General features: G+C 72.6%; 12 protein-coding genes. 9 read left to right on the top strand and 3 right to left on the bottom strand.

All coding sequences use genetic code 11. The features are described from left to right. Positions 1-762: a site-2 protease family protein gene (locus ACLJQF_RS07590; protein WP_410607918.1), complete on the bottom strand. Its 762-nt coding sequence runs from the start codon at positions 760-762 to the stop codon at positions 1-3. Between the two features lie 264 nt (positions 763-1,026). Between ACLJQF_RS07590 and ACLJQF_RS07585 the strand changes: the two genes are divergently transcribed. Both ACLJQF_RS07585 and ACLJQF_RS07580 read left to right on the top strand, forming a co-directional pair. Then, positions 1,027-1,314 (top strand): WhiB family transcriptional regulator, encoded by a 288-nt coding sequence (locus tag ACLJQF_RS07585; protein ID WP_364524949.1) that lies wholly within the window; start codon positions 1,027-1,029, stop codon positions 1,312-1,314. A gap of 290 nt (positions 1,315-1,604) precedes the next feature. After that, positions 1,605-4,919 (top strand): glycosyltransferase, encoded by a 3,315-nt coding sequence (locus tag ACLJQF_RS07580; RefSeq protein ID WP_410607502.1) that lies wholly within the window; start codon positions 1,605-1,607, stop codon positions 4,917-4,919. A 48-nt stretch (positions 4,920-4,967) separates the two neighbouring features. Here ACLJQF_RS07580 and ACLJQF_RS07575 read toward each other — a convergent pair whose 3' ends face one another. Beyond that, positions 4,968-5,432, bottom strand: a complete 465-nt coding sequence (locus tag ACLJQF_RS07575; protein WP_410607501.1) for a metallopeptidase family protein — start codon at positions 5,430-5,432, stop codon at positions 4,968-4,970. Between the two features lie 77 nt (positions 5,433-5,509). On the opposite strand from ACLJQF_RS07575, the gene ACLJQF_RS07570 reads away from it, so the two are divergent. The 5 genes from ACLJQF_RS07570 to manA all read left to right on the top strand — a co-directional run bounded on the left by ACLJQF_RS07570 (position 5,510) and on the right by manA (position 9,965). Beyond that, positions 5,510-5,863, top strand: coding sequence for a DUF3499 domain-containing protein (locus tag ACLJQF_RS07570; RefSeq protein WP_410607500.1), 354 nt, complete (start codon positions 5,510-5,512; stop codon positions 5,861-5,863). Between the two features lie 80 nt (positions 5,864-5,943). Next, on the top strand, positions 5,944-7,299 hold the full coding sequence (locus ACLJQF_RS07565; protein ID WP_410607499.1) for a phosphomannomutase/phosphoglucomutase: 1,356 nt from the start codon (positions 5,944-5,946) through the stop codon (positions 7,297-7,299). Between the two features lie 83 nt (positions 7,300-7,382). Beyond that, positions 7,383-7,604 carry a Trm112 family protein gene (locus ACLJQF_RS07560; RefSeq protein ID WP_410607498.1) on the top strand — a complete coding sequence of 74 codons (222 nt, stop codon included), beginning with the start codon at positions 7,383-7,385 and terminating at the stop codon, positions 7,602-7,604. After that, complete coding sequence (locus ACLJQF_RS07555) at positions 7,588-8,682, top strand: hypothetical protein (RefSeq protein WP_410607497.1); 1,095 nt, start codon at positions 7,588-7,590, stop codon at positions 8,680-8,682. Before ACLJQF_RS07560 ends, ACLJQF_RS07555 begins: the two co-directional genes overlap by 17 nt. Positions 8,683-8,735: 53 nt before the next feature. Next, positions 8,736-9,965, top strand: coding sequence for a mannose-6-phosphate isomerase, class I (gene manA / locus ACLJQF_RS07550; protein WP_410607917.1), 1,230 nt, complete (start codon positions 8,736-8,738; stop codon positions 9,963-9,965). Between the two features lie 479 nt (positions 9,966-10,444). Here the strand turns inward: manA and ACLJQF_RS07545 are convergent, their stop codons facing one another. Next, positions 10,445-13,417 carry a BTAD domain-containing putative transcriptional regulator gene (locus ACLJQF_RS07545; RefSeq protein ID WP_410607496.1) on the bottom strand — a complete coding sequence of 991 codons (2,973 nt, stop codon included), beginning with the start codon at positions 13,415-13,417 and terminating at the stop codon, positions 10,445-10,447. 153 nt (positions 13,418-13,570) lie between these two features. Between ACLJQF_RS07545 and ACLJQF_RS07540 the strand changes: the two genes are divergently transcribed. Together ACLJQF_RS07540 and ACLJQF_RS07535 are read left to right on the top strand one after the other, a co-directional pair. Continuing rightward, positions 13,571-14,488, top strand: coding sequence for a cation diffusion facilitator family transporter (locus ACLJQF_RS07540; protein WP_410607495.1), 918 nt, complete (start codon positions 13,571-13,573; stop codon positions 14,486-14,488). 98 nt (positions 14,489-14,586) lie between these two features. Further along, complete coding sequence (locus tag ACLJQF_RS07535) at positions 14,587-16,113, top strand: amino acid permease (RefSeq protein WP_410607494.1); 1,527 nt, start codon at positions 14,587-14,589, stop codon at positions 16,111-16,113. Positions 16,114-16,365 lie beyond the last annotated feature (252 nt).

Here is a 16,365-nt window from a genome sequence, read left to right as displayed (position 1 = left end):
TCAGTTCCAGAACTGGAACACGCTGAAGCCGATCTTCGCGCCGTCGACGTAGCCGCCGAACGCGTTGAAGATGGCGTAGGAGCCCTCCCACAGCGCGGTGTTCGCCGGGCGGAAGAGGAAGAGGAGAGCGAACAGCATGATCGGCGCCCACGGCCGGACCTGGGCGCCGAGCTCGCGCGCCCGCGGGGGCAGGTACGGCTCGATCGCGCCCCAGCCGTCGAGGCCCGGGATCGGCAGGATGTTCAAGACGAACGTCACGACCTGCATCAGGGCGAGGAAGGACATCGCGATCACCAGGCCGCCCGCCATCGGGACCAGCGCGACCACCAGCGCCAGCGCCGCGCCCACCGCGAGGTTGCTCAACGGACCGGCCAGCGACACCCACGACGACGTTCCCCGCGAACGCAGCGCGCCGCGGTTGATCCAGACCGCACCGCCCGGGAGCGGGATGCCGCCGATGAACAGGAAGATCAACGGCAGGACGATCGACAGGACGGGATCGGTGTACTTCCGCACGTCCAGCGTCAGGTAACCCTTGTGGGCGACGCTGTAGTCCCCGCCGCGGTAGGCGACCATCGCGTGCCCGAACTCGTGCAGCGACAGCGACGCCACCCAGCCGGCGGCGACGAAGATCACCACGCCCGCGATGAGCAGCGGGTCGCGATCGCGGACGAAAACGGTGTTGATGTCACCGAACGCGGCCATGGCGCCACCGGCGGCGGTGAGCGCGAGGAGGCCGAGGAAGACCGGGCTGGGGCGCACTGCTGACTTCTGCACGTACTCCAGTCTTCCGTATGCCCGGTGTGAAGTTACCGGCGTGTCCCCTTGCGCGATCGGGCCGGAACGTCCCCCGAACTCGCTACTCCGCTTGACCTGACCGCACTACACGGGTGTAATCACAGTGATGTCATTCGCCGCCGAGAGGGGACGGCGAGTGTCGTTTCACCACCGCCAGCCTGGGGAGTGCTAGGGAGCGAGGAGGCGGACGTGCGGTTGGAAGCCGATGGGAAGGAATGGGGGCACGTCATGAGTTGGGGCGAGATCCCGGAGCAGGCTCTGGGAGATCTCACCGAGCTCATCGATGCCACCGAAGAAGAGCAGGATTGGCAGGAACGCGCCCTGTGCGCGCAGACGGACCCGGAGGCGTTCTTCCCCGAGAAGGGCGGCTCCACCCGCGAAGCCAAGCGGATCTGCCTGGGCTGCGAGGTCAAGGACGAGTGCCTTGAGTACGCACTGGCCAAGGATGAGCGCTTCGGCATCTGGGGTGGTCTGTCCGAGCGGGAGCGCCGGAAGCTGAAGAAACGAGCGATTTAGGGAGAGGTGCGTTCGCGGAACGCGCGAACCATGCTCGCTCGTTTCAGCGTCTTCTGGGGGTGCAACCCCCAGACCCCGCCCGGGGGCACGCCCCCGGACCCCCGCGCGTGGTCGGGTCCGCGTTGAACTCGCGTCTACGTCGCGTCCGCACAGTGGAACTGCGAAAATCGCCGGTGATGCTTGCGTCACCGGCGATTTCCCTTCGGTGGCGTCTCGGCGGGTTCACCATCGGGTGACGGGTCGGGGCCGTAGGGTGGCCGCACCGACTGCCGCCTGATCTGGAGCTTTCGTTGCCCCGCACCGCCGCGCCGCCCGTTCCGCGCACCGCGCCCGTTCTGGCCATTGTGGTCTGTCACGACGGCGAAAACTGGCTGCCGCTGGCGCTTTCCGCGTTGCGCCGCAGCGCCGTCCGGCCCCGCCACGTGCTCGCCGTCGACACCGGCTCCACCGACGCGACCCCACGGCTGCTCGCCGAAGCCGTGGCGGATCCCGGGTCCGATTCTTCTCCCGTGCTGTCCGGGGTCATCACACTGTCGAGTGAAACCGGCTTCGCGGCCGCGGTCGCCGAAGCCGTCGCGCACGCCACCGAGCGGTGGGGCGACCCCGGTTCCTGGCTGTGGCTGCTGCACGACGACTGCGCGCCCGAAGCCGACTGCCTCGAGCAGCTCCTGCAGGTGGCGACGAAGGAACCGTCGGCCACCGTGCTCGGTTCGCTCGGTCTCGACTGGACCGATCCGCGGCTGATCGTCGAAGCCGGCCTGTCCACCGACGCCTCCGGGCACCGCCGGCAGATCGCCACGACCGGCGAGGACCCGGTCGAGGTGCTCGCCGTGCCCAGCGCGGGCTCGCTCGTCCGTCGCGACGCCTGGGACTCCCTCGGCGGCTTCGACCCCGATTTCCCGTTGCTGCGCGAGGATCTCGACTTCGGCTGGCGCGCGAACGCCGCCGGCGGCGTCGTCCTGTCGGTGCCGCTCGCGCGGGTGCGGCACGCCCGCGCCGTCACCACCGGGCGGCGGGCGGCGGACGCGCTCCCCGGCGCCCTGCCCGCCGCGCACCGCGCCCACGGGCTGCGCGTCTTCCTGGTGAACTGCTCGCCGTTTTCCTTCTGGCTCGGCATGATCCGGCTCCCGCTGCTGGCGGTGCTGCGCGCACCGGCCTTCGTCCTGTTGCGCCGCACCGGGGCAGCGCGGGCCGAGTTCGCCGCCGTCGCGTACCTCCTCAGTGGACGCGGCGGATTGCGCGCCGCACGCGCCCACCGGCGGCGGAATCCGCGGCCGGGCACGGTTCGCGGGCTCTTCACCGGACGTGGGACCCGATTGCGCAACGCCGTCCGCGCCGGCGTCGTCGGCCTGGTGCGCCGCGGCGTCGAGAACGACGTCGCGCTCGGCCGGATCCCCGAGACCGTCGAAACCGAGTCGGCGTGGGTGACGCCGGAAGCGCTCGACGCCCGCGAGAACCGTCCGGTCGGCCCGGAGGCGCTGCCCGCGGGCGCGCTGCGCGGGGTCGGCTCGCGCGGGTCCGGGCTGCGCCGGCCGGGCACGCTCGTCGCCGTCGCGCTGCCGGAAACCCCGGCGCCGGCGGCCACCGCCGCATCCACCGCCGCATCCACCGCCGCATCCACCGACGCCCCCGAAGTCGAAGAGCCGGAACCCGAACTCGTCTTCGTGGAGGTGAACCGCCGCCGCGTGCTGGCGGCCACGATCTTCGCGCCGCCCGTCGTCCTGGTCGTCGTGCTGACCGCGCTCGGCCTGGTCGTCAACCGCGCCCGGCTCGGCCTCGACCTCTTCGGCGGCAAGCTGCTCCCGGTCGGCGGCCTGGGGGAGCTCTGGACGTCGTACCTCACGCCGTGGCACGCGATCGCGGGCGGCACCGGCGCGCCCGCGTCGGCCACCCTGCCGGTGCTCGGCACGCTCGGCGCGGTGTTCGCGCCGATCGGCGGCCCGGCCGCGCTGGTGGCGATTCTCCTCATCGGTGACATCCCCCTGTCCGCACTGAGCGCGTACGCGGCGACGCGACGGCTGCGCGTGCGCCGCTGGGTCCGCGCGGTCGTCGCCGCGACGTACGCGCTGCTGCCGGCCGCGACCGCCGGCGTGGCACAGGGCCGGCTCGACGTCGTCGTGGTGCACCTGGTGCTGCCGCTGGTGGCCGCGGGCATCGCGGGGCTGCTCGTGCACGCGGACACGCGCTGGCTGCACGTGTCCGCGCTGTCGGCGTTCGGGGTGGCGCTGCTCGGCGCGTTTTCGCCGCTGGCGCACGGGCTCGCGCTCGCCGGGCTGCTGATCGGGTTCGTCGTGCTGCCCGCGCCGACCGGGCTGGCGCGCCGGATCGCGTCGGTCGGGATCGTGGTGCTGCTGCCGCTGGCGTTGCTGCTGCCGTGGCCGACGGTGCTGCTGAAGCACCCGGAGCTGCTCGTGCAGGGCCTCGGCGGGGCGGCTTCGCCGGTTTCCGGCACGGACCTCGCCGGGCTCGACCCGGGCGGCCCGGGCGCCTGGCCGATCGGCGTCGCGGTGATCGCCGCCGCGCTGGTGGCGGTGGTCGTCCGGCCGACGAAACTCGCGGCCGGCGGGCTCGCGCTCGCGGCACTGGGCGCGGGCGGGCTGGTGCTGGTGCGGCTGGTGACGGCGCCCCCGCTGCAGGGCGGCGCGCCGTCGTACGGCTACGCGGGCGTGCCGCTGCTGATCGTCGGCGCCGGGCTGCTGTGGGTCGTGCTCGGGTCGTGGCAGGGCGGCGGCACAGCCGGGGTTCCGGCGACATGGCTGCCGAAGGTGCTGGCGGTGGCCGGGGTCGGGGTGTTCCTGGCGCTGGCGGCGGGCGCGGTGGTGGTCGGTTCGCAGGGCCCGCTGCGGGCGGGCGAGCGGCCGTCGCTCGCGCCGGAGGTCGCGGCCGAGCTGGCGGCGTCCGGCCGGTCGGTGCTCGACCTGGCCCCGGACGCGACCCGCCAGATCGGCGGCCGCCTCCCGCACCATGGAGACGACGAGCTCGCCCCGACGCCGGGCACCCCGGCCCGCCTGACGTCGTGGCGCGTCGCCCTCGGCCAGGGCGACGCGGCGGCGGTCCAGGGCGCACTCGCGGCGGCTGCGGCCGCGGGCGTCCAGTTCGTGGTGCTTCCGCCGGGCGTGGCCCCCCAGGCGTACCTGCCGACGGCGAAGGACCTGCTCTCGGTGGCCGCCCCGACGTCCGACGGCCGCGGGGTGCTGCGCCTCGTGCCGCCGGCGGGCCAGGTGATCTTGATCTCGCCGGAACTGGCGAAGGCGGCGGTCACGGGCGGCGGCGCGCCGGGGAATTCGCCGGGCGTGGCGCCGGTCCGGGCGGACCTGCCGGACGTGCGCGTCCGCGTGTCCGACGGCCCGACCGGGCGCCTGCTGGTGCTCGCGGCGGAGCAGGAGGCGGGCTGGAAGGCGGCGGTGGGCGGCAAGCCGGTCCCGATCGTGCCGGCTTGGGGCCACCAGGTGGCGGTGTCGGTGCCGCCGACGTCGTCCGAGGTGACGGTGGAGTACCCGGGCACGGAACGGAACCTGCTGCTGCTGGCCCAGCTGGCGGCGGTGCTGTTCACGCTCCTGACGGCGGTCCCGGCCCGGCGCCCCCAAAGCGGCACTTTCACGTGAAAGTGCCGCTTTGCGGGACAAAGTGGCACTTTCACGTGAAAGTGCCCCTCACTCGCCTTCGATGACGTCCGGTTCCACGCCGAGGTAGCCGGCCACCTGCTCCACCAGCACGTCGTGGACCAGCTCGGCCAGTTCCGACGGGTCTTTCGCCCGCGCCTCCAGCGGCCGCCGGTAGAGCACGATCCGGGCTCGCGTCGGCAGCCCCGCCCGGTCCACCCCCGCCGGGACCAGCCTCGACAGCGGCACCGCGCCGTCGTGCAGGACGCCGTCCGCCGGCGAGTGGCCGTTCTCCCGGATCTCCGGCACGTCGTCGACCGCCACGTCGAGCTTCGTCAGCTCGTGCCGCCAGCGGGCTTCGATCGGCTCCAGTGCGTCGAGCACCAGCGCGTCGAAGCGTTCCGCACGGCTCGCGGCGGCGGGCAGGGTCGCCGGATACAGCGTCCCGCGCAGACCCCGGCCGTGCCGGTCCCGTCGCGAGCGCCGCCGCTGTCGGTAATCACGAGCCGTCGCCACGTCCGGAAGTCTATGCGACCGCGGTTCAGCGCGTGTCGCGCTGGAGACCTTGCGGCGACGCGCTATCGTTTCGTTTTGTGCGGAGCGTACGGAAGTGTTCGCGTACTGGCTGTCTCGAGCCAGCTGTGGCCACGCTGACGTATGCGTACAGCGACTCCACGGCCGTCGTCGGCCCGCTGGCCACCGCCTCCGAACCCCACTCGTACGACCTCTGCGAAGTCCACGCGCTGCGGCTGACCGTCCCCAAGGGCTGGGAAGTCGTCCGGCACGAAGGGGCCTTCGCCGCGCCGGACCCGTCGGCCGACGAACTGACCGCGCTGGCCGAGGCCGTGCGCGAGGCCGGCCGTCCCGGCAAACCGGCTCCCGCGCCCGAGCCGGAGGGCCCGTCCGGGCGTCGCGGCCACCTGCGTGTCCTGCCCGGTCGCGCCTGAACGCGTAACCCACTCACCCCGCCGGTAGGCTTTCCGCGCGGCGCAGCGGGCGCCGGGACGACTATTCGCGGGGAGACGGCGTGCCAGACCTTTCGGGCATCGTGAAGGCCTACGACATTCGCGGCGTGGTCGGCGAGCAGCTCGACGCGGACCTCGTCCGCGACTTCGGCGCCGCGTTCGCCCTGCTCATCAAGCCCGAGGCGCCGTCGGTGGTGATCGGCCACGACATGCGCGACTCCTCGCCGGCACTGGCGGCCGCGTTCGCCGAGGGCGTCACCTCGCAGGGTCTCGACGTCGTGAGCATCGGTCTCGCCAGCACGGACCAGCTGTACTTCGCGTCGGGTTCGCTGAACCTGCCGGGCGCGATGTTCACCGCCAGCCACAACCCGGCGAAGTACAACGGCATCAAGCTGTGCCGCGCCGGCGCTTCCCCGGTCGGCCAGGACACCGGGCTCGCCGAGATCCGCGACACCGTCGAGCAGGGCGTGCCCGCCTTCGAGGGCCAGCGGGGCAGCACGAGCGAGCGGGACGTCCTCGCCGGCTACGCCGCCTACCTGCGCAACCTCGTCGACCTGTCCGGCAACCGCCCGCTGAAGATCGTCGTCGACGCCGGCAACGGCATGGGCGGCCACACCGTCCCCACCGTCTTCGACGGGCTCCCGATCGACATCGTGCCGATGTACTTCGAGCTCGACGGCAACTTCCCGAACCACGAGGCCAACCCGCTGGACCCGGCGAACATCGTCGACCTGCAGGCGAAGGTGCGCGAGGTCGGCGCGGACGCCGGCGTGGCCTTCGACGGCGACGCCGACCGCTGCTTCATCGTCGACGAGCGCGGCGAGCCGGTTTCGCCGAGCGCGATCACGGCGCTGGTCGCCGTCCGCGAGCTGGCGAAGGACCCCGGCGGCACGATCATCCACAACCTGATCACGTCCAAGGGTGTCCCGGAGATCGTCGCCGAGCACGGCGGCAAGCCGGTCCGCACCCGCGTCGGGCACTCGTTCATCAAGGCCGAGATGGCCAAGACCGGCGCCATCTTCGGCGGCGAGCACTCCGCGCACTACTACTTCCGCGACTTCTGGCGCGCCGACACCGGCATGCTGGCGGCGTTGCACGTCCTCGCCGCCCTCGGCGAGCAGAACGGCCCGCTGTCCGAGCTGACCAGCGCGTACTCGCGCTACGCGGCCTCGGGGGAGATCAACTCCACGGTCGACGACCAGGTCGCGAAGATGATGGCCGTCAAGGACGCCTTCGGCACCCGCTCCGGCGTCGAGCTCGACGAGCTGGACGGCCTGACCGTGCAGCTGCCGGGCGGCGCCTGGTTCAACCTGCGCCCGTCGAACACCGAACCGCTGCTCCGGCTGAACGTCGAGGCGGCGAACGCCGAGGCCGTGCAGGGTCTGGTGGACGAAGTGCTCGCGATCATCCGCAACTGACCCGTCCCGGCGAAGGCGCGCCGGGGCCGAACTGTGTCCTGAAGTGCTCTTCGCCACCGTCCCCCGCGTGGTATGGAGGAACCATGGCCATCACGCTCGACGCCCAGCTCCTCGAGATCTTGGCGTGCCCGTCGCCCGATCACGCCCCGCTCCGGCCGGGCGCCCCGGACGACCCCGAGGCCGACGCATTGACGTGCACGGAATGCGGCCGGGTGTACCCGGTCCGTGACGGCATCCCGGTGCTGCTGCTGGACGAAGCGACCCTTCCCGGTGACAGCGGAAATTCCGATGCCGACAGTGCTTGACGACTCGCTGCTCGACGACCCCGCGCGGCTGGCCGAGGCCGACAGTGCGGGGTTGCTCCGGGCCGCCGCGATGGCGGGCGCCCAGGTGCGGGCGGCCGCCGAGCTCGCCGCGGAGCTGGAACTGTCCGACCGGCTGGACATGGGCCGTCCGCGCGCCGTCGTGCTGATCGACCGGCCGGGGGTCAGCCGCACCCTCACGCGGCTGCTGGCCGCCCTGCTGGCGCCGTCGTGCCCGGTGCCCGTGGTAGTCGCCGAGGTGGTGCCGAGCTGGATCGGCGCGCTCGACGTCGTCTTCGCGCACACGGACGACCCCGGTGACCGCGAGCTCGCCGCGTCGCTGGAGCGAGCCGCCCGCTACGGCGCCTCCGTGGTGCTTTCGGCGCCGTCGGAAGGCCCGGTGGCGGCCGCCGTTGCGGGGAAGGGCCTGCTGCTGGCGCCCCGGATCCCGGTGCCGGCGGAGCTGGCGTTCCCGCGCGGCCTGGCCGCCGGGCTGCTCACCGCGAACGCGCTGGGCCTGCTGATCTCCGACGTCCAGACACTGGCCGACCAGCTGGATCTCGAAGCCGAGAAGGACTACCTGGCCAGGGAATCGTTCGCGAACCCGGCCAAGGCGCTCGCCCTGCGGGTGGCCGACCGTGTTCCCCTGCTGTGGGGGCTGGACCCGGTCGCGGTGGCCGTCGGCGAACACGCTGCGCACGCGTTCGCGGCCCACGCGGCCACGGTGTGCGACGTCGAGGACTATCGTCAGGCCCTGGCGCGCCCCGCATTGCGGCGGGCGGCGCAATCGGGCGGCCGGGAGCGTGACATCTTCGCTGATCCGGACGATTCCTCTGGTGACATCCCCACCCGGGTGCTGTTGCTCTCGGTGCGGACCGGTCCGGCCACGGACGCGGCGCGCTACCAGGCCGAGGATCTGCTGCCGGGTGCGGACGTCATCGCGCCGGCCGAGGAGATCGAGGCCGACGAAATCGTGCGGGCCGCGGTGCTGGCACTGCGGTTCGAACTGGCGGCGGTCTATCTCGGGCTGGCGGCGGGCAGCATCGGCGGCGCGGGCCGCTTCGCGCCCGCGACGGCGTGAGACCCGCCTAGCACCGGCGTCGCCGGTGCCGAAGGAGTGGAGTTGAGGTGACAGTGGAGCTGCTGCGCAATGCGGTGCGGCCCTACGCCTGGGGATCGCGGACGGCGATCCCCGAGCTGCTGGGCCGTCCGGTACCCGCGCCGCACCCCGAGGCCGAGCTGTGGATGGGTGCCCACCCGGGCGACCCGTCGCACGTCATCGGCCCCGACGGGACCGAGCGGAGCCTGCTCGAGCTGGTGGACGCCGACCCGGTGACCCAGCTCGGCGAGCGCTGCGCGAAGCGGTGGGGCGGGCGGCTTCCGTTCCTGTTGAAGATCCTTGCGGCGGAGGAGCCGCTGTCGATGCAGGCGCACCCGTCGGCGGCCCAGGCCGCGGAGGGGCACGCCCGCGAGGAAAAGCTGGGCATCCCGAGGGACGCGTCGAACCGCAACTACCCGGATCCGACGGCGAAGCCGGAGCTGGTCTGCGCGCTGACGGAGTTCCACGCGCTGGCGGGGTTCCGCGCCCCGGACCGCACGGTGAAGCTGCTGAAGGCGATCGAGACGCCGGGGCTGGCGAAGTACACCGGGCTGATCGAGGCCCAGCCGGACCCGGACGGCCTGCGGGCGCTGTTCACGACGTGGATCACGCTGCCGCAGCCGTCGCTGGATTCGCTGCTGCCGGAAGTGCTCGACGCGTGCGTCCGCCACGTCCAGGAGCACGGCGAATTCGCGGTGGAGTGCCGGACGATCCTGGAGCTCGGCGAGGCGCACCCGCGCGACGCGGGCGTGCTGGCGGCGTTGCTGCTGAACCGCCTGACGCTGCGCGCGGGCGAGGCGATCTACCTGCCGGCGGGCAACCTGCACCTGTACCTCCACGGAACGGCCGTGGAGATCCTGGCGAACTCGGACAACATCCTGCGATGTGGCCTGACGCCGAAGCACGTGGACGTCCCGGAGCTCCTGCGCGTGGTCGACTTCGCGTGCGGCGAGATGCCGGTCCAGTGCGGCGACAGCGGGGAACGGCTGTCGGTGTACCGCACGGACGCGCCGGAGTTCGAGCTGTCGCGGGTGGAGTGGGCGGCCGGCCAGGACGACAAGATTTCGGTCGACAGCGTGGGCCCACAGATCCTGCTGTGCACGGCAGGCGACCTGCTGGTGACGGCGGACGACGGCGAGAAGGTCGAGCTGCGCCGGGGCCAGTCGGTGTGGCTCCCGGCGGCGGACCCGCCGGTCCACGTACGCGCACTGGGCGGCGGGCGGGCGCAGCTCTTCCGCGCGACGGCCGGCACCTGCGAGGACTGACCCACCGCCTTGCCTTTTGCCTCTGAGACGCCTCAGGGGCTGCCCTCACGTACCCGGCTTCCCCAGCTACCCGATCCGACGGTCCAGCCGCCTCGGGCAGCCGGCCCTGCGGGTGCGGGCTGCCCGAGGCGCCTGTGTGTGGGCCCGGGAGATTCTGTGTGCGTTCCGTGTGGCGGGCTCCGCCACGATCGACACCAAGGGGGGACCCTGGTGCGCTGATGCGCGCCGCCGGGTCCGCTGGGGGTGACGCCGGTCGGATTCGCCCGGCGTCCGTGGGCTTGAGGTGGTGCCGCGAGGGGGCGGCACCACTTCGGCGGCCACCCCGGCCGGCGGGGCGAGGCGGGTGGTGCAGTGAGGGGGCGGCACCACCTTGTCTCGCCCGGCGGCCGGGTTCGCACGGGCCCTTGGCGGGACGCCGGTGAACTTCGTGAAGGCCACCTTGAGGAAGTTTATCTTCCTCAAGGTGGCCTTCACGAAGTTCACTTCGCAGGCGGGCGGCGGGCCGGCTCGGTGAGGGCGAGCAGCGCCCGGCGCAGGGCAGCCGCGCTGGCGTCGCGTGGGTCGGTCAGCTCCGCTGCCTCGGTCGCCGCCTCCTCGGCCGCTTCCGCATCTCCCGTGGCGACGTACGCCCGGTGCAACACCAGCCACGTCAGCCCCGTCGCCGCCCGGCCGCCCATCTCGCGGAACCCGTCCAAGCACGCCCGCAGCACCGGGATCGCCTGCGCCGCGCGGCCCTCGCCGATCCAACTCGCCGCCAGCGCCCGCGTGCACGACAGCTCGCGCGGTCGCTCGTCCAGGTCCCGGGCCAGCTCGCGAGCCTCCCCGAAGGCCGCCGTCGCGTCGTCACGTGCGCCCGTCGCCGCCGAGATCGCGCCCCGCGTGCGCAACGACTTCGCCAGCGCCGACCGCACCGCCGTGCCGCGCAGCAGCTCCACCGACTCCGCGATCGCCGTCACCGCACCGGAATCGTCGCCCGTCAGCAGGGCTGACCACGCGAACGCGTGCAGCGCCTCGCCGATCATCCGGGCGTCCCCGGCCGATCGTGCCGCCGCCAGCGCCGTGCGGTCGACCTCCTGGGCGTCGGAAATCCGGCCCAGCCGCAGCAAGGCCGCCGACTCCGCCGCCCGCACCCAGCCCAGCTCGGCCGCGGAGGCCGCCGAACCGTCCACAGTGAACAGCTCCCGGGCGTGGGCCGCCGTCTGCAGGGCCTCCTCCGCGCGGCCCAAACCGATCAGGCAGTGCGCCAGGTTCGCCGAAACCCACGCGTGCGTGCGGCGATCACCCTGCGCCTCGAGCTCCTTGGCGCACGCCCGATAACGGACCGCGGCCTCCTCGTACTCGCCACGCGCATGCCGCAGCAGCGTCAGCGTGGCCTCGGCGACCGTGGCCAGCGGGGGATCGGCGGCCACGACCGTCTCGTACGCCGCCCGCATGTCGGCGTACCGGCCGTGCAGATACAGGTGGACGCCGAGGCGGTCGAGCAGCAGCAGGGCCTCCCGCGGACCGAGCGTGCCGATGAGCTGCAGCAGGTTCGCGCGCTCGGCGGCGAACCAGTCGTCCGGACGCGCCAGCAGCCGCTCCACCAGCTCGGCCGGCAACGGCTGCGCGGGCGCTTCGTGGGCCGGGGACGGCATCGGCACCGTACGCGGCAGCCGGGCCGCCGCCGCGTCGGCGAGCGCCAGCGTTGCCGCCAGCACCGTCCGGAGGCCGTCACCGGGCGCCGGGTCGCCGAGCTCCGCCGCGTACAGCCGGACGAGGTCGTGCATCCGGTAGCGGCCTTCGCCCGTCTCGTCCGGTCCGTGCGCCTCCAGCAGGCTCGCTTCGACGAGCTCTTCGACGGCCTCGTCCGGGTCGGCAGGGCCGGCAGGGTCGGTGATGAGGGTGGTGACCGCCCAGGCCGGCAGGTCGGCGAGGCGGCAGCGGCCGAGCAGCCGGAACGCGCGCCGCGCGGGCGGCCGCAGGGCTTCGTAGCTCAGCGCGATGCTGCTCCGGACGGCGAGGTCGCTCACGGTCAGCTCGTCGAGCCGGCGGACCTCGTCCTCCAGCCGGCCGGCCAGCTCGCCGAGCCGCAGGTGCGGGCGGATGGCCAGCCTGCTGCCCGCGATCCGCAGGGCCAGCGGCAACCGCGCGCACGCCGTGATGATCCGCTCGGCGTCGGTGCGCTCCCGGCTCACGCGCGCCCCGGCGAGGCGGTACAGCAGCTCGGCGGCGTCGGCGCCGGACAGGGGACCGAGCGGCAGCCGGTGCGCGCCGGCCAGCCCGCTCAGCCGCCGGCGGCTCGTCACGAGCACCGCGCAGCCCGGCGTGCCCGGCAGCAGGGTGCGGACGTGCTCGGGGTCGACGGCGTCGTCGAGCACCACCAGCACCCGCCGGTCGGTGAGCCGGCCGCGGAACACCGCCGCGCGCGCCCGCACGTCGTCCGGCACGGCGGGGCCGGGGACGCCCAGCGCGCGCAGCAGGTCGGCCAGCACCTCGCCGATGTCCCGGCCCGCCAGCGGCACGTACAGCTGGCCGTCCGGGAACCGGGCGCGCAGCCGGTGCGCGGCGCGCACGGCGAGGGTGCTCTTGCCCGCCCCCGGCTCGCCGCTGAGCACCGCGACCGGGACGCCGGTGCCGGCCCCGAGCACGCCGGTCAGCTCCGCCAGTTCGGCGTCGCGGCCGGTGAAGTCCCCGATGTCCGGCGGGAGCTGGCACACCGGCCACACCGCGGGCGGCAGCCGCGGCACCGGGTCCTCGCCGCGCAGGACGGCGGCGTGCACCCGCCGGGCCTCCGCGCCGGGCTCGACGCCGAGTTCCTCGATCAGCGTCGTTCGCAGCCGCCGGTAGACCTCCAGCGCGCTGCCCTGCTGCCCGGCCCGGTGCAGCGCGATCATCAGCTGCGCGGCCAGCCGCTCGCGCAGCGGGTGCTCGGTGATCATGGCCTGCAGCTCGCCGGTCAGCTCCCCGTGCCGCCCGGCTGTCAGCTCCGCGTCGACGCAGTCCTCGAACACGGCCAGCCGCTCGGACTCCAGCCGGGCGACGTCGGCGTCGAGCCGCGGCACGTGCAGCCCGGCCAGCACCGGTCCCCGCCACAGCGCGAGCGCCCGCCGGTAGTGCCCCGCGGCGGCCACCGGATCCCCGGCCCGCCGCCCCTCGGCGACGGCGGACCGGAAGGCGAGCAGGTCGAGCTCCGCCGGCTCGACGTCCAGCCGGTAGCCGGCCGGGCCGTGCTCGACCCGCAGGCCCTCGATCCGGTCGCGCAGCCGCGAGAGGTAGGTGTGCAGGTTGGACGTGTACGACTTGGGCGGCCCGTCCGGCCACAGCGCCTCGACCAGCACGTCGACGGGGACGTGCTGGCCGGCGTTGAGCAGCAGGACGGCCAGCAGCGTGCGCTGCCGCTCGCCACGCAGGACCGCCCACCGGCCCGGCGGGCTCTCGACGGCGAGCGGACCGAGCACGGCGAAGTGCGCCATGTCACCTTCCCGGGAGTGGTCGGCTGGGAAACCCACGGTAGCGAAGGGGTACGACAGAACCGGCGACCGCGCTTCACCCGGTCGGGACGGCCGTCCTCGCACGCTCCCATTAGGCTCCACCCGGACATTTCAGGACCTACCAGGGGAGCGGTCGTGTCAGCTGGAGGCGGAACCAAGGCGATCCTCGCGGCACTCGGGGCGAACGCCGGGATCGCGGCGGCGAAGTTCGCCGGCTTCCTCGTCACGGGGTCGTCGTCGATGCTGGCCGAGTCGGTGCACTCGCTGGCCGACACCACGAACCAGGGCCTGCTGCTGCTCGGCCAGAAGACGTCGAAGCGGGAAGCGGACAAGGAGCACCCCTTCGGCTACGGCCGCGACCGGTACTTCTATTCCTTCATCGTCGCGCTGATGCTCTTCACGCTCGGTTCTGCGTTCGCGTTCTACGAAGGCATCCACAAGATCGGTCACCCGGAGCCGCTCGAATCGCCGATCGTCGCGGTGATCATCCTGCTGGTCGCGGTCGGCCTGGAGGGCTACAGCTTCTACACCGCGATCACCGAGTCGAAGAAGATCAAGGGCAACGCGACCTGGTGGGGCTTCATCCGCCAGGCCAAGGAGCCCGAGCTGCCCGTCGTGCTGCTCGAGGACGCCGGCGCGCTGCTCGGTCTTGTCCTGGCACTGCTGGGCGTCGGGCTGTCGGTCATCACCGGGAACCCGGTCTGGGACGGCGTCGGCACCCTGGCGATCGGCGCGCTGCTGGGCGTCATCGCGATCATCCTGATCATCGAGATGAAGAGCCTGCTCATCGGCGAAGGCGCCAACGAGAGCGTCCTCGCGACGATCGTCGACGAGCTCGCCGCGGGCAAGGTCGAGCGCGTCATCCACATCCGCACCCAGTACCTGGGCCCGGACGAGCTGCTGGTCGCGGCGAAGCTGGCGCTGGTGCCGGGGCTCGACACCGCCGAGCTGGCCACGGCCATCGACGACGCCGAGGCCCGCGTCCGCGCCAAGGTGCCGGTGGCCAAGCTGATCTACCTCGAACCGGACCTCGACCGCAGCCTCGCGCGATAACCGAAGATCCACTTCGCAGTCTTCGGCGAGCCGTCACCGACCTGACCCGATAGGGTGACCTACTGCGATACATGCAGGCCAGCCGCAGGAGGTCAACGGTGCCCGGAACGGGATTGTGGCGCACTAAATCGATCGAACAGTCCATTGCGGACACCGACGAGCCGGATACGAAGCTCCGGCGGAACCTGAGCGCGTGGGACCTCACGGTCTTCGGCGTCGCCGTCGTCATCGGTGCCGGCATCTTCACACTGACAGCGCGCACGGCGGGTGACTACGCGGGGCCGTCGGTTTCGCTCGCCTTCGTGTTCGCCGCGATCGCCTGCGCGCTCGCGGCGCTGTGCTACGCGGAGTTCGCCTCGACCGTGCCGGTCGCGGGCAGCGCATACACGTTCTCCTACGCCACCTTCGGCGAGTTCATGGCGTGGATCATCGGCTGGGACCTGATCCTCGAGCTCGCCGTCGGCGCCGCCGCGGTGTCCAAGGGCTGGTCGGTGTACCTCGAGACGGTGCTGAGCTACCTCTTCGGCAAGGGCACGAAGACGACGTTCGACATCGGGAGTGTCACCGTCGACTGGGGCGCCCTGCTCGTCGTCGCGGTCCTGACGACGCTGCTGGTCGTCGGCACGAAGCTGTCGTCGCGGGTGTCCATGGTGATCACCGGGATCAAGGTCGCCGTGGTGCTGTTCGTGATCATCCTCGGCTTCTTCTACATCAAGGGCGCCAACTACACGCCGTACATCCCGCCGGGCGAGACGGGCGGAGCCGGTCAGACCGGTGTCGACCAGTCGCTGTTCTCCCTGATCGCGGGCGGCGCGAGCAGCTCGTTCGGCGTCTTCGGCCTGCTGGCCGGCGCTTCGCTGGTGTTCTTCGCGTTCATCGGCTTCGACATCGTCGCGACCACCGCGGAGGAGACCAAGAACCCGCAGAAGGCCGTGCCGCGCGGGATCATGGGCTCGCTCGCCATCGTGACCGTGCTGTACGTCGCGGTGTCGCTCGTGGTCGTCGGCATGACTTCGTACAAGGACCTCGCGACCAAGGCGGGCGACGGCAGCCACAAGACGCTCGCCACGGCGTTCTCCGCCAACGGAATCGACTGGGCGGCCAACATCATTTCGTTCGGCGCCCTGGCCGGTCTCACCACCGTCGTCATGGTGCTGATGCTGGGTCAGGTCCGGATCATCTTCGCGATGTCGCGCGACGGCCTGATGCCGCGCGGACTGGCGAAGACCGGCGAGAGCGGCACGCCGAAGCGCGCGACGCTCATCGTCGGCGGGCTGGTCGCGCTCGCGGCCGGGTTCTTCCCGGCGGACAAGCTCGAAGAAATGGTGAACGTCGGCACGCTCTTCGCGTTCGTGCTCGTCTCGGCCGGGGTGCTGGTGCTGCGGCGGACGCGGCCGGACCTGCCCCGGGCGTTCAAGGTGCCGCTGGTGCCGCTGATCCCGATCCTGGCTATCCTCGCCTGCCTGTGGCTGATGCTGAACCTGACCGTGCTGACCTGGCTGCGGTTCATCGCCTGGATGGTGCTGGGCGTGGTGCTGTACTTCGGCTACAGCCGACGGCATTCGCTGGTCGGCAAGCGGCAGGCCGGCGGGCTCGACGAACCCGTGAAGGCGCCCGAAGCCTGACTTGCTCGGTAACAGCCCCCGCCCGCCTGGACGCCCAGGTCGGCGGGGCTTTTTACGTTTGGTTGCGTAATGCGAGGTTACGACTTGATCAAGACGATCTTGCGATTTGTGTGCAAAGGGGGACCCCGCGTAAGCGGCTGGGTGACGTGCGATACCTTTCGATCCTTCGTGTGCCACTGACGGGTGAATTACAGCCGCGTGATTCCCACGTTCAGTGGTGCCGCGTCCCCCGATTTTGCCGTTCCTCCCCCG

The organism is Amycolatopsis sp. lyj-109 (genome assembly GCF_046548995.1).
Classification (GTDB): domain Bacteria; phylum Actinomycetota; class Actinomycetes; order Mycobacteriales; family Pseudonocardiaceae; genus Amycolatopsis.
This window is presented reverse-complemented; position numbering and strand designations above follow the sequence as displayed.

What these genes read in the sequence shown, in the direction of transcription:
- ACLJQF_RS07545 (WP_410607496.1), bottom strand. Translation starts at nt 13,417, where the DNA reads ATGGCGCACTTCGCCGTGCTCGGTCCGCTCGCCGTCGAGAGCCCGCCG.
- ACLJQF_RS07585 (WP_364524949.1), top strand. Translation starts at nt 1,027, where the DNA reads ATGAGTTGGGGCGAGATCCCGGAGCAGGCTCTGGGAGATCTCACCGAG.
- ACLJQF_RS07555 (WP_410607497.1), top strand. Translation starts at nt 7,588, where the DNA reads ATGCCGACAGTGCTTGACGACTCGCTGCTCGACGACCCCGCGCGGCTG.
- ACLJQF_RS07560 (WP_410607498.1), top strand. Translation starts at nt 7,383, where the DNA reads ATGGCCATCACGCTCGACGCCCAGCTCCTCGAGATCTTGGCGTGCCCG.